Raw genomic sequence first — 22,904 nt, 5'->3', positions numbered from 1 at the left:
TTGTCTCCTTAAAGCTTTTCCCGGTGGGAGATAAGGATGGACGCCATAAGCATCAATCTTGATCAATAGAATCAATATCCGAGCTCGATATGTCCGAATGGTTGTCGCGGGAAGAGGCGCTGGAAAGGCTCAGGGTGAGGCCGCAGACGCTCTATGCCTATGTCAGCCGCGGGCGCATCGGCATGCGCCCGGATCGGGCAGATCCGCGCCGCAGCCAGTACCGCGCCGACGACATCGCGGCGCTGGCAACCCGAAGGGCGCGCGGACGCAGCCCCTCGGCCATCGCCGAAAGCGCGATCGCCTGGGGCGAGCCGTCGCTCGTCACCGCGATTTCGACCGTCTGGCACGGCAGCCTCATCTATCGGGGCCGGGATGCCGTTGCGCTGTCCGACCATGCCACGCTGGAAGAAACCGCTGGACTGCTCTGGGCTCTGTCCGGCCCGGTCCATTTCGAAGCATCGCCACCAGATGCGCCGCGCCCGACCGGCCGCGCCCAGGCGTTTGTGCAACTCGCTTCGCTTGCCGGCCAGGCGCGGCCTTCGCTTGGACGAAATGCTGCCTCGCTGTGCACCGATGCCGCGCACGCGATCGGCGTGCTGGCCAGCGCCCTCGGTGCCGAGGCGGGGCCGGAACCAGTGCACCAGCGATTGGCGCGGGGCTGGTCGGTGGACGACGATGGCGCGGATGCGATCCGGCGTGCGCTTGTGCTGCTTGCCGATCACGAACTCAACGCGTCGACCTTCGCGGCCCGCGTCGCGGCCTCGACCGGAGCGTCGCCCGCCGCTTGTCTGCTGGCCGGCCTGACGACACTGTCCGGTCCCCGCCACGGCGGCGCCGGCGAAGCGGTGATGCAACTCGCCGAAGACGCTATGCGGCATGGCGCCGATGCCGCGGTCCGGCGCTGGCTTGGCCACGACCGGCCACTGCCGGGATTCGGCCACCAGCTCTATCCCGAGGGCGATCCCCGGGCCACGGCGCTTCTGGCGGACTTCGACAACACCAACGAAACATTGCGGTCGCTGGAAACCGCCGCCATGGCGGCGACCGGCGCCCAACCGAATATCGATTTTGCCCTGGCCGTGCTGGCGCACGGCCTTGGCTTGAAGCGCGATGCACCGTTCCACCTCTTCGCGCTTGGACGCAGCGTCGGCTGGGTGGCACATCTGGTCGAACAGATCGTGAGCGGCAGCATCATCCGGCCGCGCGGCCGCTATGAGGGATTGCTGCCATAAATCGCGTGAGCGCTATGCGCTCACGACATCGTGTCGAGCTTGCGCTGCATGGCCGCGATCTGGTCCTTCAACTGCTGCAGATCGTCGGACTTCTCAGCCGCTTCCTTCCTGGCCGGCTCGGCGGGGGCCGCTGCCGGAGCCGAGCCCGCCGGCGGAAAAGGCGTGAACAGCCGCATCGCGTTCTGGAACATTTCCATGTTTCGGCGCGTCTGTTCTTCCAGTGCCTTGATCGGCGTCGCCATCTTCATCACGTCCAGTGGCGACTTGCCGATGGCGCCCTTCATCTGCTCGCGGAACCGCTCTTGTTCCTTGGAGAAGGCGATCATCGATTGCTCGAGGAAGCTCGGCACGATCATCTGCATCTGATCGCCGTAGAAAGCGATCAACTGGCGCAGGAACGGGATCGGCAGCATGTTCTGCCCATCCTTGTTCTCCAGCTCGAAAATGATCTGGGTCAGTACCGGATGGGTAATGTCGTCACCGGTCTTGGCGTCCTGAACGGTGAACTCCTCGCCCTTCTTGACCATTTCGGCCAGATCCTCGAGCGTCACATACGTACTCGTCCCCGTATTATAGAGGCGGCGATTGGCGTATTTCTTGATAATGATAGGGTCGTCTTTTGCGGCCATCTGCATCCTCCCCGGACACCGGCACGCCTCAGTAAGCAGCCGGTAACGATTGCGCCCTTTTTGAGGATATGCGCAAAAGCCTCATAATTCCAAGCAGTTTGTGCACTGCGGCATCATATAATGCTGCATGGCAGGCAAAATATGCTGCGCGGCAGCGACCGGACCGCCGGCACCGCGATGCGCGGCCCATTTGCGGCGCATCGGCGCCATGCCGATTTCCGGTTTGACTTGGGGTTGGGAAAGGGCAAGAAAAGTCCTCAACGGCACAACCACACCCTTGAAGTCTGGAGAAGAAAATGTCCGCTTCCATCGTCATTGCCAGCGCCGCGCGCACGGCTGTAGGCTCCTTCAACGGCGCCTTCGCCGCGACGCCCGCGCATGAGCTCGGCGCCGTCGTCGTCCAGGAACTTTTGGCGCGTGCCGGGGTCGAACCGGCCGAGATTGACGAGGTTATCCTTGGCCAGGTGCTGACCGCGGCGCAAGGCCAGAACCCGGCCCGCCAGGCCTCGATGCTTGCCGGGCTGCCCAAGGAGACCACCGCCTGGGGCCTCAACCAGGTTTGCGGTTCGGGCCTGCGCGCCATCGCGCTCGGCATGCAGCAGATCGCCACCGGCGACGCCAAGGTGATCATTGCCGGCGGCCAGGAATCGATGTCGCTGTCGCCGCACGCCGAGCACCTTCGCGCCGGCGTCAAAATGGGCGACTACAAGATGATCGACACCATGATCAAGGACGGGTTGTGGGACGCCTTCAATGGCTACCACATGGGCAACACCGCCGAGAACGTCGCCCGCCAGTTCCAGATCACCCGCGACGACCAGGACCAGTTCGCATTGGCCTCGCAGAACAAGGCCGAGGCCGCGCAGAAGGCGGGCAAGTTCAAGGACGAGATCGTCGCCTTCACCATCAAGGGCAAGAAGGGCGACACGGTTGTCGATCAGGACGAATACATCCGCCACGGCGCCACGATCGACGCCATGACAAAGCTGAAGCCGGCCTTCGACAAGGATGGCACGGTGACGGCCGCCAATGCCTCCGGCATCAATGACGGTGCCGCCGGCGCGCTGCTGATGAGCGAAACGGAAGCCGCCAGGCGCGGCATCACCCCGCTGGCGCGCATCGCCTCCTGGGCGACCGCCGGCGTCGATCCGGCGATCATGGGCACCGGACCCATTCCCGCTTCACGCAAGGCCTTGGAACGAGCCGGTTGGTCGGCAGGGGATCTCGACCTCGTCGAGGCCAATGAGGCGTTCGCCGCACAGGCCTGCGCCGTCAACAAGGACATGGGCTGGGATCCCTCGATCGTCAACGTCAATGGCGGCGCCATCGCCATCGGCCACCCGATCGGCGCCTCGGGCGCCCGCATCTTCAACACGCTGGTCTTCGAAATGCGCCGACGCGGCGCCAAGAAGGGGCTGGCCACCCTATGCATCGGCGGCGGCATGGGCGTCGCCATGTGCGTGGAGGCTTTCTGATAGACTTTGGACGGGCGGCGCAAGCCGCCCGTTTCACATGTGGTGCCTATGGTAAGTCCAGTGCCTGCCAAGCCCGACAACAGGGCGATTTAAGAAGGGGAAATGCATGACCAAGGTTGCAATCGTCACGGGTGGATCGCGCGGCATCGGCGCGGCGATCTCGATCGCTTTGAAGAACGCCGGCTATTCGGTTGCCGCGAACTACGCCGGCAACGACGAGGCGGCGGCGAAGTTCAAGGCGCAGACCGGCATTCCGGTCTACAAATGGTCGGTCGCCGACTATGACGCTTGCGCGGCCGGTATCAAACAAGTCGAAGCCGACCTCGGCCCTGTCTCGGTGCTGGTCAACAATGCCGGCATCACCCGCGACGCCATGTTCCACAAGATCACCCGCGAGCAGTGGAAAGAGGTGATCGATACCAATCTGTCCGGTGTCTTCAACATGACCCATCCGCTGTGGGGCGGCATGCGCGACCGCAAGTTCGGCCGCGTCATCACCATCTCCTCGATCAACGGCCAGAAGGGCCAGGCCGGTCAGGTCAATTACTCCGCCGCCAAGGCCGGCGACATCGGCTTCTCGAAGGCGCTCGCCCAGGAAGGCGCCCGCGCGGGCATCACCGTCAACGTCATCTGCCCTGGCTACATCGCCACCGAGATGGTCAAGGCGATCGACGAAAAGGTGCTCAACGAGCGCATCATCCCGCAAATCCCGGTCGGCCGTCTTGGCGAGCCGGAAGAGATCGCGCGCTGCGTGGTCTTCCTCGCTTCGCAAGATGCCGGCTTCATCACCGGCTCGACCCTCACCGCCAATGGCGGCCAGTACTTCGTCTGAGACGTCTGCTCGCGCGGTCCAAGGCTGCGGATCCATAAGCACCTGCGATAAGCGGACCGGAAATCGGTCCGTTTCCAAATGGCTGTTACGCAATGCCCCAATTCGGCACGCAAAGGTTAATGCCGGTAGGCGCGTCTGTGCGAACCCTGTGGTTAAGCCTTTGGATTCTCGGTGGATAAGCTGTTCACAACACAAGATATTGAGAGAACAAAAGCAGAAAATACGGCCGGCGCTGCTTTGTCGCCGATTCGTTCCGGCTTTGAGCCCAATGTTAAGATTAATGGCCGCGATAAGCTGCTATTCTTTAACGTCGAGTTTAGAAAGATTAACAGTTTCATAAGCTTATCCGAGCGCGCACCGACTCCCCCTCATTGTTCCCGGCGGAAGTTAACGGCAGGACCCGCCCAGCATAAAACGGGCCAGTTCGGCGATTCAGCATGTGGTGAGACTCGTGGTCCCAAAATCCATATCTAGCCGTGAACAAAAGCTGAATCTGGCGGAGTCGCCGATTCGTCGCTGATTCGTTCCAGACTCGTTCCAACTGTTAAGCAGGGCTGATTTGCGGAGTGAGGCGGGTGTCTGCGGAACCCTGCCGGAACATTCTGCTTTCGCTTCGCGCCCGAAAACCCTATGTGTCGGCTGTCATACGCGCCACCCTGGCACGCTCCCGACCACGAGAGGCCAGAAAGCCTTATTTCCGAGCCGATGAACATCCAGCCGAAACACACCGAGCCGCTGATCCTGTCGGGCCGCGACGTGACCGCCGTGCTTGGGCCGACCAATACCGGCAAGACCCATCTCGCCATCGAGCGCATGGTCGCGCACGAAACCGGTGTCATCGGCCTGCCGCTGAGGCTGCTGGCCCGCGAGGTCTACACGCGCGTCTGCGAAAAGGTCGGTGCCAACAAAGTGGCGCTGATCACCGGCGAGGAGAAGATCCAGCCGCCGGGCGCCAAATATTCGGTCTGCACCGTCGAAGCCATGCCGCGTGAAACCGACGCCGCCTTTGTTGCCATCGACGAGGTGCAACTGGCCGGCGACCTCGAGCGCGGCCATATCTTCACCGACCGCATCCTGCATCTGCGCGGCCGCCAGGAGACGCTGCTGCTTGGCGCGGCCACCATGCACGGCATTCTCCAGCGGCTGCTGAAAGGCATCTCCGTAGTGACGCGGCCGCGGCTGTCACATCTGGCCTATGCCGGCTCCAAGAAACTGACCCGCTTGCCCAGGCGTACCGCGATCGTCGCCTTCTCCGCCGACGAGGTCTATGCCATCGCCGAACTCATCCGCCGCCAGCAGGGTGGTGCGGCCGTCGTTCTCGGGGCCCTGTCGCCCCGCACTCGCAATGCCCAGGTGGCGCTGTTCCAGTCGGGCGATGTCGACTATCTCATTGCCACCGACGCGATCGGCATGGGCCTCAACCTTGACCTCGACCATGTCGCCTTCGCCCAGAACCGCAAGTTCGACGGCTACCAGTACCGCAATCTTACGGCAGCCGAGCTCGGCCAGATCGCCGGCCGCGCCGGCCGGCATCTTCGCGACGGCACGTTCGGCGTCACCGGCCAGGTCGATCCGCTGGACGAGGATCTCGTCCAGAAGATCGAGGGCCATGACTTCGACCCGGTGAAGGTGCTGCAGTGGCGCACCGCCCAATTCGATTTCGCCAGCCTTGATGCGCTGAAGCGCTCGATCGAAACCAACGCGCCGGTCGAGGGCCTGACACGCGCGCTGCCGGCCGTCGATGCGCAAGCGCTCGAACATCTCTCCCGCGACGAAGACATCCGCGCGCTCGCCACCAATGCAAAGCGCGTGGCGTTGCTGTGGGAAGCCTGCGCCCTGCCCGACTATCGCAAGATCGCGCCTGCCCAGCATGCCGACCTCATCGCCTCGATCTACATGGACCTCGCCCGGCAGGGCCATGTCGACGAGAACTACATGGCCGAACAGGTGCGCCGCGCCGACACCACCGAGGGCGACATCGACACGCTGTCGCACCGCATCGCCCAGATCCGCACCTGGACATTCGTGTCGAACCGGCCCGGCTGGCTGGCCGATCAGGCACACTGGCAGGAAAAGACGCGCGAAATCGAAGACAGATTGTCGGATGCGCTGCATGAGCGGTTGACGAAACGCTTCGTAGACCGCAGGACTTCCGTCCTCATGCGGCGCCTTAGAGAAAATACCATGCCTGAAGCCGAAATCAGTCCTACCGGAACCGTCCTTGTCGAAAGCCATCATGTCGGCGAGTTGCAAGGGTTCCGCTTCACCGCCGACCAGACCGCCGGCGGCGAAGACGCCAAGGCCGTGCGCACTGCCGCGCAAAAGGCGCTTGCCGCCGAGTTCGAGGCACGCGCGGAGCGCTTCGGCGCCTGCGCCAATGGCGATCTCGCGCTCGGTTCGGACGGCACGCTGCGCTGGATCGGCGCGCCGATAGGCACGCTGGTCTCGGGCGAAGACGCGCTGAAGCCGCGCCTGGTGTTGCTGGCTGACGAACAGCTGACGGGCCCGGCGCGCGACAAGGTCGCGGCGCGCGCCGAACGCTTCGTCAATTTCCAGATCGAGTCGTTGTTGAAGCCGCTGGTCGATCTGAAAAACGCCGAGCAGATTTCCGGCATCGGCCGTGGCATCGCTTTCCAGCTGGTCGAGAATTTCGGCCTCATTAACCGTCGTGACATCGCCGAAGAGATGAAATCCTTGGACCAGGAAGGCCGCGCGGCGCTGCGCCGGCTTGGCGTCCGCTTCGGCGCATACCACGTGTTCGTGCCGGCGTTGATCAAGCCGGCACCCGCTGGGCTGGTGACGCTGCTTTGGGCGCTGAAGAACGACGGCAAGGACAAGCCAGGCTTCGGCGACGTCGTCCACTCGCTGGCCTCGGGCCGCACCTCTGTTGTCATCGACCCGGCCTTCGACAAAGCCTTCTACAAGCTCGCTGGGTACCGCAATCTCGGCCGCCGCGCCGTGCGCATCGACATTCTGGAGCGGCTGGCCGACCTGATCCGCCCGGCGACCAACTGGAAGCCCGGCCTTGGCCAGCGTCCGGACGGCGCCTATGACGGCCAGTCATTCATGGTGACGCCGCCGATGATGTCGATCCTTGGCGCAACCGCCGACGACATGGAAGAGATCCTCAAGGGTCTCGGCTATCGCGCCGAGCCGAAGCCGGCCGCGGAAGTCAAGGCACGGCTGGAAGCGCAGGACAATGCCGCGCGGGAAGCCGCCGCGGCCAGGCAGGCAGCCGAAGAAGCAGCCCGCGCGGAACAAGCCAAGGCGGCGGAAGCGGCGGCTTCGCCGGCCGCCGAGGGAGCCGAACTGGTGTCGGATGCGGCAACCGCCGTGGAGACACGGGTTCCAGCCGAAGTCGCAGCCGACGCGACGGTGGAAACCGTCGCGCAAGAGCAGGCGGAAGCCACCGCTGAAGTTGCGGAGGAGCCTGTAGCCGCTGTCGAAGTCGCCGAGCCGGCGCCGGTTGAGCCGTGGGCCGAACCTGAAACCGCCGAGGTTGACGCGGCACTCACCGAGGAAACCGCAGCGGCGGAGCCCGCCGTCGAAGCCTCCGCATCGACGGAAGCTGCCGTGGCGGAAGCCGCCGGTGAACCCGTGCCGGAAGCCGAAGCGCCAAAGCCGATCCTGCTGTGGCGCCAAGGTCGCTTCGACCAGCGTCCGCGTCATCGCGACGGCCGCAACAACCGGCCGCAAAACGGACAGGCGCGCGGCCGAAGCAACGCGCCGGCCGGCGGCGAACAGGCAACAGACGCGCCGGCGGACCGTCCCGCACACGAAGGACGCCGCGACGGCGCCGGAAAGCCGCGCTTCGACCGCTCGAAGTACAAGCCCAAACCGCAAGCTGAGGGCGCTGAGCGCCACGACGGCCGCCCGCAGGGCGAGCGTCCCGAGCGCCGCGAAGGCCGGCCAGACTGGAAGGGCGGCAGGCCGGAAGGCAAGGGTGCCGATCGCGGCGGAAAGCCCGCCTTCCAGCCCAAGCCGCGCGAGGAGCGCCCGGTACGTTTCGATCCGGACTCGCCCTTCGCCAAGCTCGCCGCCTTGCGCGACCAATTGAAGAAGTAAATTCGCTTCGATGGTTGCTGAAGGCCGTCAGCGCATCGACAAATGGCTGTTCTTCTCGCGCGCGGTGAAATCGCGCTCGCTCGCGGCCAAATTGGTGGTCGCCGGCCGTGTTCGCATCAATCGCGACAAAGCAGCGCAGGCCTCCGATCTGGTCAAGCCAGGCGACGTGCTGACCATCACGCTCGACCGGCGTATCTTCGTCTGGAAGGTGCTCGGCGCAGGCGCGCGGCGCGGCCCGTCCGAGGAAGCTCGCACTCTTTATCAAGACATGTCGCCCCCGCCCGCACCGAAAGGCGACACCCCGCCCGATGCTATCCCGGCGATGCGCGAGGCAGGCAGCGGCCGCCCGACCAAAAAAGAGCGTCGCCAGACCGACCGATTGCGCGACGAAGATTGAGCCTGTCGATCGACGCGGATGTGCTCTCCCGCGGCAACGGCAACCAAAACAGATTTGGACCGGCAAACGAACGTCGGTGAGGGGTGTGGGACCGTCCCGGCACCGCCGATCTGAAATTCAATTCCCAAACTCTGGCGCCAGTGGGAATGGCTACTCTTGCAAGCAGCCGATAAAGGCGTTACCTCACGGAAAAAGCCAGCAAAAACGGGACATCCCGGAGCCGACCGATGACTTATGTCGTGACCGACAACTGCATCAAATGCAAATATATGGACTGCATCGAGGTCTGTCCGGTCGACTGTTTCTACGAAGGCGAGAACATGCTCGTCATCCATCCCGACGAGTGCATCGACTGCGGCGTCTGCGAGCCGGAATGCCCGGCCGACGCGATCAAGCCCGACACCGAGTCCGGCCTCGACAAATGGCTGCAGATCAACACCGAATATGCCGATAAATGGCCCAACATCACCGCCAAGAAGGAGCCGCCCGCCGACGCCAAGAGCTTCGACGGCGAGGCCGGCAAATTCGAGAAATACTTCTCCGCCGAGCCCGGCGAAGGCGATTGACAACGCCGCTGTAAAGGCTTGTATGACGCAGCGTAACAGGCACGCCGGATTAACCGCCTTGACAGGCGGCGATTGGTTGTGGCCTCCGCTTACGTAGCAAAACCTTGATTCTTCCGACTTTTTGTGTTACATCAGCGAAACATGCCGGTGACACAACGTCGATTTATGGCGCAGACGCCCCAAATCACTGAAAGGTGAAAATCCCATTTCGGACCAGAGCGATCTGGGCCAGGCGGTCGCAATTCTTGCGGTTTGCCGGTCCCGGCTTTTCCGGTGGGTTCATCTGTTGTGCGGCTAATGATCGGTGACCCCGGTCACGTGAGTTCAGCCGGCACCGCCGCCGGCCCACAACAAGGAGTTCAGGGCGTAATGGCAACGATCACCCCGCAGAAGAAGTCCACAGCTGCACGTCACGGTTTCAAGACCGGCGAGTTCATCGTCTATCCGGCGCATGGCGTCGGCCAGATCGTCTCGATCGACGAGCAGGAAGTGGCCGGCCACAAGCTGGAACTGTTCGTCATCGACTTCCAGAAGGACAAGATGCGCCTGAAGGTGCCGGTTGCCAAGGCGACCTCGATCGGCATGCGCAAGCTGTCGGAGGAGGATTATGTCGAGCGCGCGCTGAAGGTCGTGCAGGGCCGCGCCCGCGTCAAGCGCACCATGTGGTCGCGCCGTGCCCAGGAATATGATGCCAAGATCAATTCGGGCGACCTGATCTCGATTTCGGAGGTCGTGCGCGACCTCTATCGCGCCGATAACCAGCCGGAGCAGTCCTATTCCGAACGCCAGCTCTACGAGGCGGCACTCGACCGCATGGCCCGCGAGATCGCGGCCGTCAACCGCATGTCGGAAACCGAAGCCGTACGCCTGATCGAGGTCAACCTCAACAAAGGCCCTAAGCGTGGCGCCAAGGCCGACAATGAGGAAGCCGAGCAGGAAGAAGCTGCCTGAGCTTTTTCGCACTCAAGTTGACGAAAACCCGGCCTCGCGCCGGGTTTTTTGTATTTGGGGAAGGCCGCGATTGTCGCGCCTATGCGCCTCCGTCCTTCTCCGCCGCCTCCTGCTTCAGCGTGGCGATGAACCGCTTGGTGCGTTCGCGCTCCGGATTGCCGAACAGCTTGGCGGATGGCCCCTGCTCGACGATGGTGCCGGCGTCGAGGAACACCGCCTCCTGGGCGATCTTGGAGGCCAGGCGCAAATCATGCGTCGCCATCACCATGGTCGTTCCCTCGCTGGCGAGCTGACCCAGCACATCGACCACCTCCTGCGCCAGCTCCGGGTCGAGCGCCGAAGTCGGTTCGTCGCACAGCAGCACCTTCGGCGACGGCGCCAGCGCACGGGCGATCGCCACGCGCTGCTGCTGGCCGCCCGACAGCGTCGCCGGCCAGGCATCCGCCTTATGCACCATGCCGACCTTCTCCAGCAGCGCGAGTGCCCGCTCATGCGCCTTCTGCGGCGACCATTTGAGCACCGTAACCAAGCCTTCCATGACATTTTCGATGGCGGTGCGATGCGGAAACAACTGGAAATTCTGGAACACCATGCCGGTCTGCAGGCGCAGACGCCTTATGTCCGCCGCCGAGACCTTGCCGCCCGGGCGGAACTCAAGCGTCTCGTCGCCGATCCGCACCGTGCCCGAAGTTGGGATCTCCAGCAGGTTGATGCAGCGCAGCAGCGTGCTTTTCCCCCCGCCGGAAGGGCCGACAAGCGCGGTGACGCTGCCTTCGGCGATGGCGACAGTCACCCCCTTCAGCACGAGATTGTCGCCGAAACGCTTTTCGATGTTGGTGAGGCTGATCATGAGCGTGCCTCCAGGAAGCCGCCATAGCGGTTGAGCCGCTCCTCCAGCCGCGTCTGCAAGGCCGACAGCACCGAACTCATCGCCAGATAGAGGATCGCCGCCTCGACATAGAGGATGAGCGGCTCGTAGGTGGTGGCGACGATGCGTTGCGCCGCCTGGAACATCTCCGGAACGGTGATGGCGGCGGCCAGCGACGTGTCCTTGACCAGCGAGATGAAGGTGTTGGAGAGCGGCGGCACCGCCACCCGTCCGGCTTGCGGCAGAATGGTGCGCCGCATCGCTTGGCCCCAGGTCATCCCGATGGAATAGGCGGCCTCCCACTGGCCCTTGGGCACCGAGCCGATGGCTGCCCGGATGATTTCCGACGTGTAGGCGCCGATGTTTAGCGTGAAGCCGATCAGCGCCGCGGTGAAGGCGTCAAGCAGGATGCCGACCGACGGCAGGCCGTAGAAGATCAGGAAGAGCTGCACCAGGAGTGGCGTGCCGCGGAAGATCCAGACATAGAAGCGCACGAGCGCCACCAGCGGCTTCGGGCCGAACAGCCGGCCTAGCGCCGCGCCCAGCCCCACCGTCAGGCCGAGCACGAAGGACAGCAGCGTCAGCGGCACCGTAAAGATCAACGCTGCCCACAGCAGCGAAGGCAGCGAGTCCAGCATCAGTTGCAGCCAGTGCGGCACGAAATATCCTCCGGAATGGAAGGGCGTCATCGAAGCGCGAATGCGTCAGCCATATCACGACAAAAGCGGCGAGCCGTCAAAGACGGCTCGCCGCTGGATGCGTGGCAGGGCGACAGCCGGCCCTTCTTGGTGAACTACTTCGAGACGTCCTGGCCGAAATAGGTGTCTGCGATCTTCTGGTAGGTGCCGTCGGCCTTGATGTCGGCCAGCGCCTTGTTGATGGCAGCGACCAGCTCCGGATCGCCCTTGCGAACGATGACGCCGGAGTAATCGGCATTCTCTTCCTGGGCGGCGATCTTCACGTTGGCGTCCGGCTTGTGCTTCTTGAAGTCGAGGAACGACAGGCTGTCATTGATCGTAGCGTCCGCACGGCCGGTCAAAAGCAGCTGGATCGACTGGTCGAAGCCGTCGGTGCCGACCAGTTCGGCGCCATTGGTTTCGGCCAGCTTGCCGAAATTGGATGTCAGCGACTGCGCCGCCTTCTTGCCCTTGAGGTCGGCGAAGGTCTTGATGTCGGTGTTGTCGCCGCGCACGATCAGCACTGCCTTGGAAGCGATATAGGGATCGGAAAAGTCGTACTTGGCCTTGCGGGCGTCGGTGATGCCGACTTCGTTGATGACGGCATCATAACGGTTGACATCGAGGCCGGCGATCAGCCCGTCCCACTTGCCTTCGAGGAACTCAGCCTTGACGCCGAGCTTATCGGCGATCGCCTTGGCGATTTCGACATCGAAGCCAACCAGCGCACCGGAAGCGTCATGGTAGGTGAACGGAGCGTAGGTGCCCTCCGTGCCGACCTTGATGACTCCGGCCTGCTTGATCTGGTCGAGATTGGCGCCGGCGTGGGCCGATGCGATGGCCAGGGCCTGCAACGTTCCGGCGATGATGAGTGATTTGAGCCATTTCATTTTTCTGTGATCCCGTCCTTGGCCGGTAACCCGGCATGCTGTGAGGGCTGGAAAATGGCAGATGCCGATCGAAAAAATAAGGAATGAAATTTCAAAGAGAGCGTCTCTCGGAAATCAAATTCTCCGGAAGGAATTTACTCGCAAGCTCGGAAGTTCCAGACAACTGCGCGGACGCTAGCGCTCGCCCTGCCCGCACCGGCGGAACCTTTCCCGCGCATGACAGTTTTGGCTGTTGTAGGGCACGCCGCCGTCATTTCAAGCCGGTGTCTGCCAAGTTGCCTCGCCGAGCCACGGAGCGCCTTATGATGGAAGACACGGCAGGACGGATCATGGTCCGCGCGGCAATGAAGGCGCCCTATCTCGAGCGCGAGGAGGAGCATCGGCTGGCATTGCTCTGGAAAGTAAACAACGACCAGAACGCGCTGCACAGCATCACGGTTGCCCACATGCGGCTGGTTATTTCCATGGCCTCGAAATTCCGCCACTACGGGCTGCCGCTCGGCGATCTGGTTCAGGAAGGCCATGTCGGACTGCTGGAGGCCGCCGCACGTTTTGAACCGGAGCGCGAGGTGCGGTTCTCGACCTACGCGACGTGGTGGATCCGCGCCTCGATGCAGGACTACATCCTGCGCAACTGGTCGATTGTGCGCGGCGGCACCAGTTCGGCGCAAAAAGCCCTGTTCTTCAATCTCAGACGCTTGCGCGCGCGTCTGGCGAACGGCGCCGAGCCGCTCTCCAACACAAATCTCTACCGCGAGGTGTCAGTTGCGCTTGGTGTCTCCGAGGCTGATGTGGCGATGATGGATTCACGGCTGTCGGCTCCGGATTCTTCGCTGAACGTACCGCTGGCCGACGATGCGGGCGGCACCGAGCGGATGGATTTTCTGGTCTCGGACGATCCCTTGCCCGACGAAATTGTCGGCGACAAAATCGATGTCGCGCGCCGCTCGCTCTGGCTCAAGGAAGCGCTTCACGCGCTCAACGCGCGTGAACTCAGGATCATCGAGGAACGCCGGCTGAATGATGAGGGGGCCACGCTAGAGGCGCTCGGCGAGACGCTCGGCATCTCCAAGGAACGTGTCCGCCAGATCGAGGCGCGCGCCATGGAAAAGCTCAAGGTCGCCCTGGTGAAGCAGAATCCGGAATTCATGGCGACGGCCGCCTGATCTCCCGCTCGAGCTTTTATTTGTCGGTGACGATCTTGACCTTGTCGCCGGCCGAAACCGCGGCCCCCGGCGACAGCGCATTGAGCACGCGGAACAGGTCGAGCTTGCGGTCGACGCCAACCATCTGCGCGGCAAGCGACCCCATCGTCTGTCCCGGCTGCACGGTGAGCACGCGAATATGCAGTGGTTTCAGTGCCGCCTTCTCGGCGGGGCTGAGGATGCGGAAGGAGCCGCTGACCGAGCGCGCCACCGTTTCAAGCGAGGTGCTGGCCGAAGGGGCGGCCGTCAGCAATCGGTAGACCTGACCGCCGGCGCGGATCACGGCGATATCGAACTGCCAGCCTTCGGCGCCTGCATGCGCGGTCGCCGCCTCATTGCCGTTGATGGTTTCCTGCTTGACGGTGCTGTCGTCGAGGCCGGCCACCCAGCCGCTTCTGATATAGTCGGTCAGGGCGCGATTCTTGTCTATCGAAACACCGTCGAAGCGGATCGCTATATCGCCGGGGCCGGTCGCCGTCACCGCCGCCGCCGAATTGTCGATGATGAAACCGTCCGGCACCGTGAACGACACGCCCAAGCCTGGATGCAGGAAGGTTTCACCGCGCACATAGCCCTCTTCCGGCGTGTCGCCGTAAAGCAGGCCGTCTATGCCGGCGAGGAAGGAATCGCGGTCGCGTGTACCGAAGCCGGGCGCACCGAACTGTCGGGCGTGACGCTGTGCCAAATCGATGCGTTGCGGCGTGTTGGGGTGCGTCGCCAGGAAGTCGAGGCTGGCGTCGGTGGCGCCGCTGATCGAGCGGAAATCGGTATAGGCCGACATCGACTGCAGGAAGCGGCCGGCGGCATAGGGATCGTAGCCGGCTTCGCCGATCGACTTGATACCGATGGCGTCAGCCTCAAGCTCCTGGTTGCGCGAGAACTGCGCCAGCCTGAGCTTGCCGCGGATAAGTGCAGCCTTGGCGGTCGGGCTGTCGCCAAGCACATCGGAAACGACCTTGGTCGCCAGACCTTCCTCGGCCTCCAGCTGCTGGCGCTGCAGCCCATGATTGGCGGTGACGTGGCCCATCTCATGCGCGATGACGGCGGCGAGCTCGGACGAGTCATTGGCCAGCGCCAAGAGGCCGCGCGTTATGTAGAGATAGCCGCCCGGCAGCGCGAAGGCGTTGACGTTGGGCGAATTGAGGATGGTGATGCGGTAGGTCTGGGTCGGGTTCGCCGACACCACGGTCAAATTGCCGACCACCTTGGCCACCATGCGTTCGAGCTTGGGATCTGAATATTCGCCGCCATAGGTCGCCAGGATGCGCGGATGCTGCGCCTTGGCGAGTTCCGCGAGCTTGTTGTTGGCGGCGACATTGTCGACCGTGATCGGCTTGTCGGATGGCTGGAAGCCTGATTCCTGCACTTCCGGAGGCGTGAACATCTGGCAGCTTGCCAGCGCCACGGCAAAGCCGGCCAGCGCCATAAAGCGCGCCAGCGGGTTCATTCGTAGCCTGTCAACGCCGATCGCCAGAACGGCTTCCTTTCAGGTCCCTGCGCATGACCACATGCGCAAAACAAAACTGCTACAGTATCCGTCACGCGCCCCTCGAAGCATGCGGCGGAAGCTGTAGGCAAATCACGGCCTGTGCCGGACCGGTATCGGGCGGACCTAGCCACACTACTCCAGTCATGGCAAGCAAGCGCCACATCGCGTCGGGCCGGTTTGAGCGTAAATTATGTCCGCTTCCGGGCAATATCTCGTGATAAAGCACCCCCGCCACCGGCTCCGATATAGCGCCGGAATGCCTCCGGACCAGCCCCGGCAAAGAAATCATCTGCCGTGCCGATAGCGGCGACGGCGCCGTTCTCGAGAAACACCAGCCTCCGAGCGATGCGGCGGGCATCTTGCGGCTGATGCGTGACGAACAGTACCGTCATGCCACGCTCGGCATGCAGGCCGGCAACGAGGTCGAGCATATCGTCTCGCAAGGCGGGCCCAAGCGAAGCGAAAGGCTCGTCGAGCAGCAACACCGGGCGGTCACGCACCAGCACGCGAGCCAGGGCGACGCGCTGGCGCTCACCGCCGGAAAGTTCGCGCGGCAGCCGCTTCTCCTTGCCGGCAAGGCCGGTGCGCGCAAGCGCATCGGTGATCGCAGCGCGGTCGGCTTCGGCTAGCCGCAACGATGGCGAACGGCCGAGCCCGACATTCTGCTCGACGGAAAGATGCGCGAAAAGGTTGTTTTCCTGAAAAACCATCGACACCGGCCGCGTCGCCGGTGGCGCGGTGCTGACATCGGCCCCGCCGATCAGCACGCGGCCGGATCGCGGCGGCTCGAACCCGGCCACCAGATTGAGCAACGTCGACTTTCCGGAGCCGCTCGGTCCCATGATGGCGGTGATTTGCCCCGCCGTGAACTCGGCATCGAAGGCGAACAACGCCTCGCCATAGCTGAACGAAACCTTGTCCAGCCGCACCGAAACCCCTTTGCCGCCACCCGCCTCGTCAGACATTGCTGGCCGTCTCCTTTCCCAGCCGGTCCGCCGCCAGCACCGATCCCAGGCAGACAAGGCCGAGCAGCAGCGCCAAGCCGGCGGCGTCCTCGGTTCGGTAGCTGCCCATGCGCGCCAGGAGAAGGTAGGGCAAGGTCTGCACGGAATCACTGCCGAACAGGGCGATGACGCCGAGATCGCCGAGCGACAGTGCCATGGCGAAGGCAAAAGCGGTGGCCAGCGGGCGCCGCAACGTCGGCCAGTCGACCAACCACAGTCTTGACCAGCCGGAAATTCCGAGCTGCGCACAGAGCCGCTCGTGCCGCTCGCTTGCCGCATCATAGGCGGGACGGATGGCGCGCAGCGCAAAAGGCATCGCCATGACAGCGTTGACGGTGACGACCATGAGCGGGGCGATGGCAAAGACATCGCCGACATGGCGCAGCAACAGGAACCAGCCGGCGCCGACGACGATCGGCGGCACGACCAGGACGAACCCAGCGCCGGTATCGGTGGCCTCTTCGAGCAGTGTCCTTGCCCCGAAGCGGCGGTTCGACGCCAGCGCCCTGCGCGCCATGGTCAATGCCAGCGAAAGCATCACCGAAAGCAATGCCGATAGGAAAGCGAGTACAGCACTGGTCAGCGTCGCCTGACGGACACTGGCCTCGCCGGCAAGCCGGCCGAGGTCGGCGCCAAGTCCGGCCGCCACGGTCGCCACCATCGGCCCGGCGACGAAGAGCAAGGCCAACACGATGAGCGTCGCGTTCAGCCAAGCTTCAGTCCTGTTGACGGAGAGGTAGCGGCGCGGCGCGACCGGCAGGTTGGCGTCGCCGACGACGTCGGCTCCGAGCCGGGTCAACGTCAGCACCACGATGAAGGTCAAGGCGATCTGCAGCAGTGTCAGCGCAACAGCCCTCGCGGGATCGAAATCGAAGCGCAATGCCTGATAGATGCCGACTTCGAGCGTCGTCGCGCCCGGCCCGCCGCCGAGCGTCAGCACGATGGTGAAGGATGTGATGCACAGCATGAAGACAAGTCCGGCGACACCGGGCAGCGCAGCACGCAGCGTCGGCCACTCGATCAGCCGGAATGCCGGCCGCGCCCCCATGCCGAGCTGGCTCGCCAGCCGCCATTGGTCGGAGGGAATGGTCTGCAGCGCCTCGAGGAGCAGACGTGTGGCCAGCGGCAGATTGAAGAAGACATGCGCGACGAGAATGCCGGACAGGCCATAGATGCCCGGCCAACCCTGGCCGCCAACCCAGTTGAACAGGCCCGCGAAATAGCCGGCGCGGCCATAAAGCGCCAGGATGCCGAGCGCCGCGACTATCGCCGGCAGCGCCAGCGGCACAGCGAAGAGCTGCAAGATGAAGGCACGGCCGAAAAACCGTGGATGCCGCGACAGCGCCCGCGCCACGAACAGGGCCGGCCCGACCGAGAGCAGCGTCGACAGGGCCGCTTGCAAGAGCGTGAACCGCACGACCCGGAACAGGTAGGGATCGAACGCGGCCCAAGCGCCGGAAAAATCGCGAGCACCTTCCACAAGCAGCCCCGCAAACGCGCCGCCGATCAAAATGGCGATGGCGGCGAGCCCTATGATGCCGGCTGTGATGCGGGTATCAGAGCGGGTTTGCACGCCGCACCATCAACGATTGGGTGAAGCTTAGGGAGCGTCGCCGTAGAGCGGTCATGTCACGAGATTAGCCCACAAAAGCTACTTGCTCATCACCGCCAGCCATTCATCGACCCAAGCCTTGCGGTTGGCCGCCACCTCCTCCGGGCTGAACAGCAAGGTTTTGGTCGGCTTGACCAGTTTGTCGAAGGCGGGGTTGAGCGGCTTGTCGGTCTTGCCGGCCGGGAACATCCAGTTGGTCTCGGGAATGGCTTCCTGGAATTTCGGTCCGGTCATGAAGGCCATGAACTTTTCCGCCAGCGGATTCTTGGCGCCGGTCATGGTGATGCCCGCGACCTCGATCTGCAGATATTCGCCTTCCTCGAACGACGCCGCCTGATAGCGCTCGGTGTTCTCGGCGACCATGTGGTAGGCTGGCGAGGTGGTGTAGGACAGCACCATCGGCGCCTCGCCCTTGGTGAACAGGCCATAGGCCTCGCTCCAGCCCGGCGTCACGGTCAGCACCTTGGTCTTGAGCTTGGCCCAGGCCTCGGGCGCCTTGTCGCCATAGACCGCCTTCACCCACAACAGCAGTCCGAGACCGGGCGTCGATGTGCGCGGGTCCTGGATGACGATCTTGTCGTCGGCGCTACCCTCCACCAAATCCTTCAGGCTTTTCGGCGGGGACTTCAGCTTCTGGGTATCGTAGACGACGGCGAAGTAGCCATAGTCGAAGGGAACAAAAGTACCGTCGCTCCAGCCACCCGGCACGTTGACGTCCGTCACTGCGCCATGTGGCGCGAACAGGCCCGAGGCCTTGGCATCGGCGGTGAGATTGGTGTCGAGACCGAGCACGATGTCGGCCTTGGTCGAAGCGCCTTCCAGCTTGACGCGGTTGAGCAGCGCCACGCCATCGGCGACCGAGACGAACTCGAGATCGCAGCCGCATTCTGCCTCGAATTCCTTCTTCACCACGGGACCGGGACCCCAGTCGGCGGTGAAGCTCTCATAGGTGTAGACGGTGAGCTTGTCCTTGGCCAAGGCCGGCCCGGACAGGGTCACTGCCGTGGCGGCGATCAGAGAATATAAAAGCGTGCGCATCGGCGCCTCCTTCGTTTGCGTTGAAAGGAATTGAGGCGTCGGAGTGTCCGAAACGTCTAATCCCTCCGCCGGTACAAACCGGATCAGGTTCAGCGGGTTGGCGAGACTGCCTCTCAGCCGGCCCGCGAAATTCGCGTCCGGCACCCCGTTAGAGCGTTTCGACACATAGGCCGGGCCGATGACCCGCGCAAGTGGGACTTTGCCGCCTTCCGTTTCCGGTGCCGGGCTGGTAAGGCGACGGGATATGAGCATATTCACCATCCTGCTTGGCGGCGATCTCATCCGCACGCCTCGGCTCGACCGCCAGGTCGAAGGCTCGCGCGTCATCGCCGCCGACGCCGGCATTGGCCATGCGCGGATGCTGGGCCTCGTGCCGGAACTGTGGGTGGGTGATTTCGACTCGGTTCCGGCTGATCTGCCCGCCGACCTCGCCGCCGTGCCGCGGCAAACCTTCCCGGCGGAAAAGGACAAGACCGACGGAGAACTGGCGATCGCGGCCGCACTGGAGCGCGGGGCGACCCGCCTTGTGCTGGCGGGCGCATTCGGCGGCAAGCGCGCCGACCACGCCTTCCTGCATCTGGCGCTTGGCCTGCGGCTGGCCGAGGCCGGAATGGATGTGTGTCTGACCAGCGGCGCCCAGGAAGGTGTTCCCTTGCTGCCCGGTAGGGCCGGCTTCGATTATGCCGACGGCACGCTGCTCTCGATTCTCGGCTTCTCCGAACTCTCCGGCCTGACCGTCACGGGCGCCAAATGGCCGCTCGACAAGGTTGAGGTGGCATTCGGTTCGTCACTGACCATTTCCAACGAGGTCAAGTTCGGCAAGACCGGGGGCCGCCTCGACATCGCGCTCGGCCATGGCCGCGCGCTGCTGCTCGCCCATCCCTATCCATTGCCCGAAAGCTGACATGGCCCCGCCTCTTCTCAATCTCGACGGGATAAGACTGACCTTTGGCGGCGCGCCACTGCTCGACGGCGCCGCCTTGACCGCTTCGGCCGGCGACAAGATTGCGCTGGTCGGCCGTAACGGATCCGGCAAGTCGACGCTGCTCAAGATCGCCGCCGGCCTGATCGAGCCACAGGACGGCGAGGTGTTCCGCCAGCCTTCGGCGACGGTGCGTTATCTGCCGCAAATGCCCGACATGGACGGCTTTGCCACCGTGCGCGCCTATGTCGAGGCCGGGCTCGGGCCCGCCGACGATCCCTACCGCGCCAGCTATCTGATGGAGCATCTCGGCCTGTCGGGCGAAGAACGGCCTGGCGACCTGTCCGGCGGAGAGGCCAGGCGCGCCGCGCTTGCCCGCGTCATGGCGCCTGAGCCCGACATCCTGCTTCTTGATGAGCCGACTAACCATCTTGATTTATCTGTCATTGAATGGCTGGAGGAAGAGCTCATCCGGACTTCCTCCGCGCTCATCGTCATCTCCCATGATCGCCGCTTCCTCGAGCGCGTGTCGCGCGCCACAGTCTGGCTCGATCGCGGCCAGACGCGCAGGCTGGACAAGGGCTTTGGTCATTTCGAGGAATGGCGCGACCTAGTACTGGAAGAGGAAGAGCGCGAGCAGCACAAGCTCGGCCGCCAGATCGTGCGCGAGGAACACTGGCTGCGCTACGGCGTGACGGCGCGGCGCAAGCGCAACATGCGGCGCCTCGGCGAGTTGCAGACCATGCGCCAGCGTTTTCGCGGCCATCGCGGCGCCGAAGGCACCGCGACAATGGTGGCAAGCGACGCCGCCGAATCCGGCAAGCTGGTGATCGAGGCCAAGAACATCGAGAAGAGCTTTGGCGACCTTACCGTCGTCAAGGGCTTCTCGACCCGCATCCAGCGCGGCGACCGCGTCGGCCTTGTCGGGCCGAACGGCGCCGGCAAAACGACACTTCTGAAGATGCTGACCGGCGAATTGGCGCCGGACGCTGGCTCGGTCCGGCTCGGCACCAATCTGGAGATCGCCACGCTCGACCAGAAGCGCGAGGCGGTCGACCCGCAAGAGACGCTGGCGCAATATCTCACCGACGGGCGCGGCGAGAACCTCGTCATCAATGGCGAGCAGCGCCACGTCGTGTCTTATATGAAGGATTTCCTGTTCAAGCCGGAACAGGCCCGCACACCAGTGCGCGAGCTGTCCGGCGGCGAACGGGCGCGGCTGATCCTGGCACGCGTGCTGGCACGGCCTGCAAATCTTCTGGTTCTCGATGAGCCGACCAACGATCTCGACATGGAGACGCTGGAACTGCTGCAGGAACTGGTCGCCGGCTTTGCCGGCACCGTCATACTGGTCAGCCACGACCGCGATTTCCTCGACCGCACCGTGACCAGCGTGATCGCGCCGGATGGCGGCGGCCGCTGGGTCGAATATGCCGGCGGCTATTCCGACATGCTGGCGCAGCGAGGCGGCACCAGGCTTGACGACCGCAAGGCGCGCGCCAAGGCGGAAGCCGGCGATGCGCCGACACCGGGCAAAAGCGATCCGGCGGCGCCAAAAGGGCCGGCGAAGAAATTGTCGTTCAAGCAGAAGTTCGCGCTGGAGTCCCTACCAAAGAAGATCGAGGCAGTGACCGCGTCGATCTCGCGGCTGGAGAATAACATCGCCGACCCGGCCTATTACGAACGCGACCCGGCCTCGTTCCAGAAGACGATCGCCGCCCTCGACAAGGAGCGTGCGACGTTGGCCGTGCTCGAGGAAGAATGGCTGGAACTCGAGATGCTGCGCGAGGAGATGGAAGGGTGAAGATTGCATGTTCCTTCATGCGCACATATTATGCGCATAAGGGGAGCAATTTCTATGCTGCACTCGACCCAGAAATCTCAACGAAAGTCCGTCAACACGTCCATAGACTCCCAGCTGCTCAAAGACGCCAAGGCGCTGGGCATCAACATCTCCCGTGCTGCCGAGGCAGGTATCGCCCAGGCAATTGCAGCGGAAAAAACGCGCCGTTGGCAAGAAGAGAACACGGAAGCGATTGAAAGCTCCAACGCCTACGTGGAGCGCAACGGACTGCCATTGGCCAAATATCGACTGTTTTGATGGCACGTTACGATCTTTATCGGAATATCGACGGCAACGGTTATCTTCTCGATGTTCAGTCCGACCTTCTTGACAGGCTGACCACGAGAGTCGTCATTCCGTTGATGCCGCCCAATATGGCTCCGGTTCCGGGCCGCCGACTAAACCCGACCTTCGCCATCGACGGCAAAGACCATGTGATGGTCACACAGTTCATCTCAGCCTTGACGGCCTCCGAATTGCCGGACGTCGAAGGAAATCTTTCCCGGCATCATGACGAGATCGTTGTTGCACTCGACATGCTGTTCCAAGGCTTCTGAACAGAGACGGACCTGGCCTCAGCCCGCCGTCTTGGCCTGCCAGGCCTTGATAGCCTCGTCGAACACCTTCTCGCCGGGAATGCCCTTTTCCATGGTCAGCAGTGCCCGCCGTCCGGTCTTGTAGACGACCGGCACGTCGATCCAGTCCTGGCCGCGCAACAGGGTCATGTTGGCGTCCTCGTCGGCCTTGGTGTCGTTGAGCGCGACGAGGAAGAAGCCGTCGGCGATCTTGGCCGGGATGCCGATCAGCGGGCTGCCGGCGTCCTGTTCCGAACTCTTCATGGCAACGCGCAATATGTTGTCGACGCCGCCGCCTTCGAACCCATCGGGGGTCAGGAAGATCATCTCGATGATATGGCTGGCCGGCAGGGTCTGGTCGGTGTTGCGACGGATGGTCATGCGCAACTGGATGTCCTTGCCGGGAATAGTCGCCTCGGCACGGATCGCCGGCTCGGGCGGCAGGTCGCCGCCTGGCGATTCCTGCACCAGCGACCAGACGATGCTGCCGGGTTCGGCTGAACCCTGCGCGGTGCTGGTGCGCTCCTCATAGAAGATCGCCTTCTGGCCCACCGGAACCGAGGTTGGCGCCACGGCCGCAGCCGGTGCCGTCGGCGGCGTTGCGGCTGCCGGTGCCGACGGCGGCGTGGCGGCT

At 63.7% G+C, this 22,904-nt stretch carries 22 protein-coding genes, 1 pseudogene and 1 riboswitch; of the genes and pseudogenes, 13 read left to right on the top strand and 10 right to left on the bottom strand.

Annotated elements, in window-relative coordinates; translation table 11 throughout:
• Positions 1-89: 89 nt before the first annotated feature.
• Complete coding sequence (locus tag X742_RS147060; RefSeq protein ID WP_023773928.1) at positions 90-1,232, top strand: citrate synthase; 1,143 nt, start codon at positions 90-92, stop codon at positions 1,230-1,232.
• 20 nt (positions 1,233-1,252) lie between these two features.
• Here the strand turns inward: X742_RS147060 and phaR are convergent, their stop codons facing one another.
• A complete protein-coding gene (gene phaR, locus X742_RS147065) occupies positions 1,253-1,861 on the bottom strand; it encodes a polyhydroxyalkanoate synthesis repressor PhaR (RefSeq protein WP_023773927.1) in 609 nt (202 codons plus the stop codon).
• An 81-nt stretch (positions 1,862-1,942) separates the two neighbouring features.
• Positions 1,943-2,071, bottom strand: a complete 129-nt coding sequence (locus tag X742_RS1000000176590; RefSeq protein ID WP_023773926.1) for a hypothetical protein — start codon at positions 2,069-2,071, stop codon at positions 1,943-1,945.
• Between the two features lie 86 nt (positions 2,072-2,157).
• Between X742_RS1000000176590 and X742_RS147070 the strand changes: the two genes are divergently transcribed.
• The 7 genes from X742_RS147070 (at position 2,158) to X742_RS147095 (ending at position 10,147) form a co-directional block, all read left to right on the top strand.
• A complete protein-coding gene (locus X742_RS147070; protein WP_023773925.1) occupies positions 2,158-3,336 on the top strand; it encodes an acetyl-CoA C-acetyltransferase in 1,179 nt (392 codons plus the stop codon).
• A 106-nt stretch (positions 3,337-3,442) separates the two neighbouring features.
• Complete coding sequence (gene phbB, locus X742_RS147075; protein WP_015315305.1) at positions 3,443-4,168, top strand: acetoacetyl-CoA reductase; 726 nt, start codon at positions 3,443-3,445, stop codon at positions 4,166-4,168.
• A 171-nt stretch (positions 4,169-4,339) separates the two neighbouring features.
• Entirely contained in the window at positions 4,340-4,642 is a 303-nt protein-coding gene (locus tag X742_RS1000000174150; RefSeq protein ID WP_156939419.1) for a hypothetical protein, read from the top strand.
• Positions 4,643-4,873: 231 nt separating this feature from the next.
• Positions 4,874-8,233 carry a helicase-related protein gene (locus X742_RS147080; protein ID WP_023773924.1) on the top strand — a complete coding sequence of 1,120 codons (3,360 nt, stop codon included), beginning with the start codon at positions 4,874-4,876 and terminating at the stop codon, positions 8,231-8,233.
• Positions 8,234-8,243: 10 nt separating this feature from the next.
• Positions 8,244-8,630: an RNA-binding S4 domain-containing protein gene (locus X742_RS147085; RefSeq protein ID WP_023773923.1), complete on the top strand. Its 387-nt coding sequence runs from the start codon at positions 8,244-8,246 to the stop codon at positions 8,628-8,630.
• A 227-nt stretch (positions 8,631-8,857) separates the two neighbouring features.
• Positions 8,858-9,196, top strand: a complete 339-nt coding sequence (gene fdxA / locus X742_RS147090; protein ID WP_015315302.1) for a ferredoxin FdxA — start codon at positions 8,858-8,860, stop codon at positions 9,194-9,196.
• A gap of 369 nt (positions 9,197-9,565) precedes the next feature.
• On the top strand, positions 9,566-10,147 hold the full coding sequence (locus X742_RS147095; RefSeq protein ID WP_015315301.1) for a CarD family transcriptional regulator: 582 nt from the start codon (positions 9,566-9,568) through the stop codon (positions 10,145-10,147).
• A gap of 79 nt (positions 10,148-10,226) precedes the next feature.
• Here X742_RS147095 and X742_RS147100 read toward each other — a convergent pair whose 3' ends face one another.
• The 3 genes from X742_RS147100 to X742_RS147110 all read right to left on the bottom strand — a co-directional run bounded on the left by X742_RS147100 (position 10,227) and on the right by X742_RS147110 (position 12,582).
• The gene (locus X742_RS147100) at positions 10,227-10,997 is read right to left on the bottom strand and encodes an amino acid ABC transporter ATP-binding protein (RefSeq protein ID WP_023773922.1); all 771 of its coding nucleotides are present in this window, start codon (positions 10,995-10,997) and stop codon (positions 10,227-10,229) included.
• The gene (locus tag X742_RS147105; RefSeq protein ID WP_023773921.1) at positions 10,994-11,674 is read right to left on the bottom strand and encodes an amino acid ABC transporter permease; all 681 of its coding nucleotides are present in this window, start codon (positions 11,672-11,674) and stop codon (positions 10,994-10,996) included. Before X742_RS147105 ends, X742_RS147100 begins: the two co-directional genes overlap by 4 nt.
• Positions 11,675-11,808: 134 nt before the next feature.
• Positions 11,809-12,582 carry an amino acid ABC transporter substrate-binding protein gene (locus X742_RS147110; protein WP_023773920.1) on the bottom strand — a complete coding sequence of 258 codons (774 nt, stop codon included), beginning with the start codon at positions 12,580-12,582 and terminating at the stop codon, positions 11,809-11,811.
• A gap of 302 nt (positions 12,583-12,884) precedes the next feature.
• Here X742_RS147110 and X742_RS147115 point away from each other — a divergent pair, with 302 nt between their 5' ends.
• Positions 12,885-13,748, top strand: a complete 864-nt coding sequence (locus X742_RS147115) for an RNA polymerase factor sigma-32 (RefSeq protein WP_023773919.1) — start codon at positions 12,885-12,887, stop codon at positions 13,746-13,748.
• 16 nt (positions 13,749-13,764) lie between these two features.
• On the opposite strand, the gene X742_RS147120 is transcribed toward X742_RS147115, so the two are convergent.
• The 4 genes from X742_RS147120 to thiB form a co-directional block, all read right to left on the bottom strand.
• The gene (locus X742_RS147120) at positions 13,765-15,234 is read right to left on the bottom strand and encodes a M48 family metalloprotease (RefSeq protein ID WP_023773918.1); all 1,470 of its coding nucleotides are present in this window, start codon (positions 15,232-15,234) and stop codon (positions 13,765-13,767) included.
• A gap of 230 nt (positions 15,235-15,464) precedes the next feature.
• Positions 15,465-16,241: a thiamine ABC transporter ATP-binding protein gene (gene thiQ / locus X742_RS147125; RefSeq protein WP_023773917.1), complete on the bottom strand. Its 777-nt coding sequence runs from the start codon at positions 16,239-16,241 to the stop codon at positions 15,465-15,467.
• Entirely contained in the window at positions 16,234-17,853 is a 1,620-nt protein-coding gene (gene thiP / locus X742_RS147130; RefSeq protein WP_023773916.1) for a thiamine/thiamine pyrophosphate ABC transporter permease, read from the bottom strand. The genes thiQ and thiP overlap by 8 nt, the downstream gene beginning before the upstream one ends.
• A 78-nt stretch (positions 17,854-17,931) precedes the next feature.
• Positions 17,932-18,930, bottom strand: coding sequence for a thiamine ABC transporter substrate binding subunit (thiB, locus tag X742_RS147135; RefSeq protein WP_023773915.1), 999 nt, complete (start codon positions 18,928-18,930; stop codon positions 17,932-17,934).
• A 43-nt stretch (positions 18,931-18,973) separates the two neighbouring features.
• Positions 18,974-19,088, bottom strand: a riboswitch (TPP riboswitch).
• Positions 19,089-19,174: 86 nt separating this feature from the next.
• On the opposite strand from thiB, the gene X742_RS147140 reads away from it, so the two are divergent.
• The 4 genes from X742_RS147140 to X742_RS147155 are packed head-to-tail and all read left to right on the top strand — an operon-like array spanning position 19,175 to position 22,252.
• Positions 19,175-19,834, top strand: a complete 660-nt coding sequence (locus X742_RS147140; RefSeq protein WP_023773914.1) for a thiamine diphosphokinase — start codon at positions 19,175-19,177, stop codon at positions 19,832-19,834.
• A gap of 1 nt (position 19,835) precedes the next feature.
• Positions 19,836-21,656 (top strand): ABC-F family ATP-binding cassette domain-containing protein, encoded by a 1,821-nt coding sequence (locus tag X742_RS147145; RefSeq protein WP_023773913.1) that lies wholly within the window; start codon positions 19,836-19,838, stop codon positions 21,654-21,656.
• A 54-nt stretch (positions 21,657-21,710) separates the two neighbouring features.
• Positions 21,711-21,953 (top strand): type II toxin-antitoxin system CcdA family antitoxin, encoded by a 243-nt coding sequence (locus tag X742_RS147150; protein WP_023773912.1) that lies wholly within the window; start codon positions 21,711-21,713, stop codon positions 21,951-21,953.
• Positions 21,953-22,252 carry a CcdB family protein gene (locus tag X742_RS147155; protein WP_023773911.1) on the top strand — a complete coding sequence of 100 codons (300 nt, stop codon included), beginning with the start codon at positions 21,953-21,955 and terminating at the stop codon, positions 22,250-22,252. The genes X742_RS147150 and X742_RS147155 overlap by 1 nt, the downstream gene beginning before the upstream one ends.
• Positions 22,253-22,270: 18 nt before the next feature.
• Here X742_RS147155 and X742_RS147160 read toward each other — a convergent pair.
• A pseudogene (locus X742_RS147160) lies at positions 22,271-22,904 on the bottom strand (hypothetical protein); the annotation flags it as partial.

This window comes from Mesorhizobium sp. LNHC229A00, assembly GCF_000502415.1.
Lineage (GTDB): Bacteria > Pseudomonadota > Alphaproteobacteria > Rhizobiales > Rhizobiaceae > Mesorhizobium.
Note: the sequence above shows the minus strand (reverse complement) of the source record. Positions and strands in the feature narration are given on the sequence as shown.

Coding starts and splice junctions, on each gene's coding strand:
- X742_RS147060 (WP_023773928.1), top strand. CDS start 90: ATGTCCGAATGGTTGTCGCGGGAAGAGGCGCTGGAAAGGCTCAGGGTG.
- phaR (WP_023773927.1), bottom strand. CDS start 1,861: ATGGCCGCAAAAGACGACCCTATCATTATCAAGAAATACGCCAATCGC.
- X742_RS1000000176590 (WP_023773926.1), bottom strand. CDS start 2,071: ATGGCGCCGATGCGCCGCAAATGGGCCGCGCATCGCGGTGCCGGCGGT.
- X742_RS147070 (WP_023773925.1), top strand. CDS start 2,158: ATGTCCGCTTCCATCGTCATTGCCAGCGCCGCGCGCACGGCTGTAGGC.
- phbB (WP_015315305.1), top strand. CDS start 3,443: ATGACCAAGGTTGCAATCGTCACGGGTGGATCGCGCGGCATCGGCGCG.
- X742_RS147080 (WP_023773924.1), top strand. CDS start 4,874: ATGAACATCCAGCCGAAACACACCGAGCCGCTGATCCTGTCGGGCCGC.
- X742_RS147085 (WP_023773923.1), top strand. CDS start 8,244: ATGGTTGCTGAAGGCCGTCAGCGCATCGACAAATGGCTGTTCTTCTCG.
- fdxA (WP_015315302.1), top strand. CDS start 8,858: ATGACTTATGTCGTGACCGACAACTGCATCAAATGCAAATATATGGAC.
- X742_RS147095 (WP_015315301.1), top strand. CDS start 9,566: ATGGCAACGATCACCCCGCAGAAGAAGTCCACAGCTGCACGTCACGGT.
- X742_RS147100 (WP_023773922.1), bottom strand. CDS start 10,997: ATGATCAGCCTCACCAACATCGAAAAGCGTTTCGGCGACAATCTCGTG.
- X742_RS147110 (WP_023773920.1), bottom strand. CDS start 12,582: ATGAAATGGCTCAAATCACTCATCATCGCCGGAACGTTGCAGGCCCTG.
- X742_RS147115 (WP_023773919.1), top strand. CDS start 12,885: ATGATGGAAGACACGGCAGGACGGATCATGGTCCGCGCGGCAATGAAG.
- X742_RS147120 (WP_023773918.1), bottom strand. CDS start 15,234: ATGAACCCGCTGGCGCGCTTTATGGCGCTGGCCGGCTTTGCCGTGGCG.
- thiQ (WP_023773917.1), bottom strand. CDS start 16,241: ATGTCTGACGAGGCGGGTGGCGGCAAAGGGGTTTCGGTGCGGCTGGAC.
- thiB (WP_023773915.1), bottom strand. CDS start 18,930: ATGCGCACGCTTTTATATTCTCTGATCGCCGCCACGGCAGTGACCCTG.
- X742_RS147140 (WP_023773914.1), top strand. CDS start 19,175: ATGAGCATATTCACCATCCTGCTTGGCGGCGATCTCATCCGCACGCCT.
- X742_RS147145 (WP_023773913.1), top strand. CDS start 19,836: ATGGCCCCGCCTCTTCTCAATCTCGACGGGATAAGACTGACCTTTGGC.
- X742_RS147150 (WP_023773912.1), top strand. CDS start 21,711: ATGCTGCACTCGACCCAGAAATCTCAACGAAAGTCCGTCAACACGTCC.
- X742_RS147155 (WP_023773911.1), top strand. CDS start 21,953: ATGGCACGTTACGATCTTTATCGGAATATCGACGGCAACGGTTATCTT.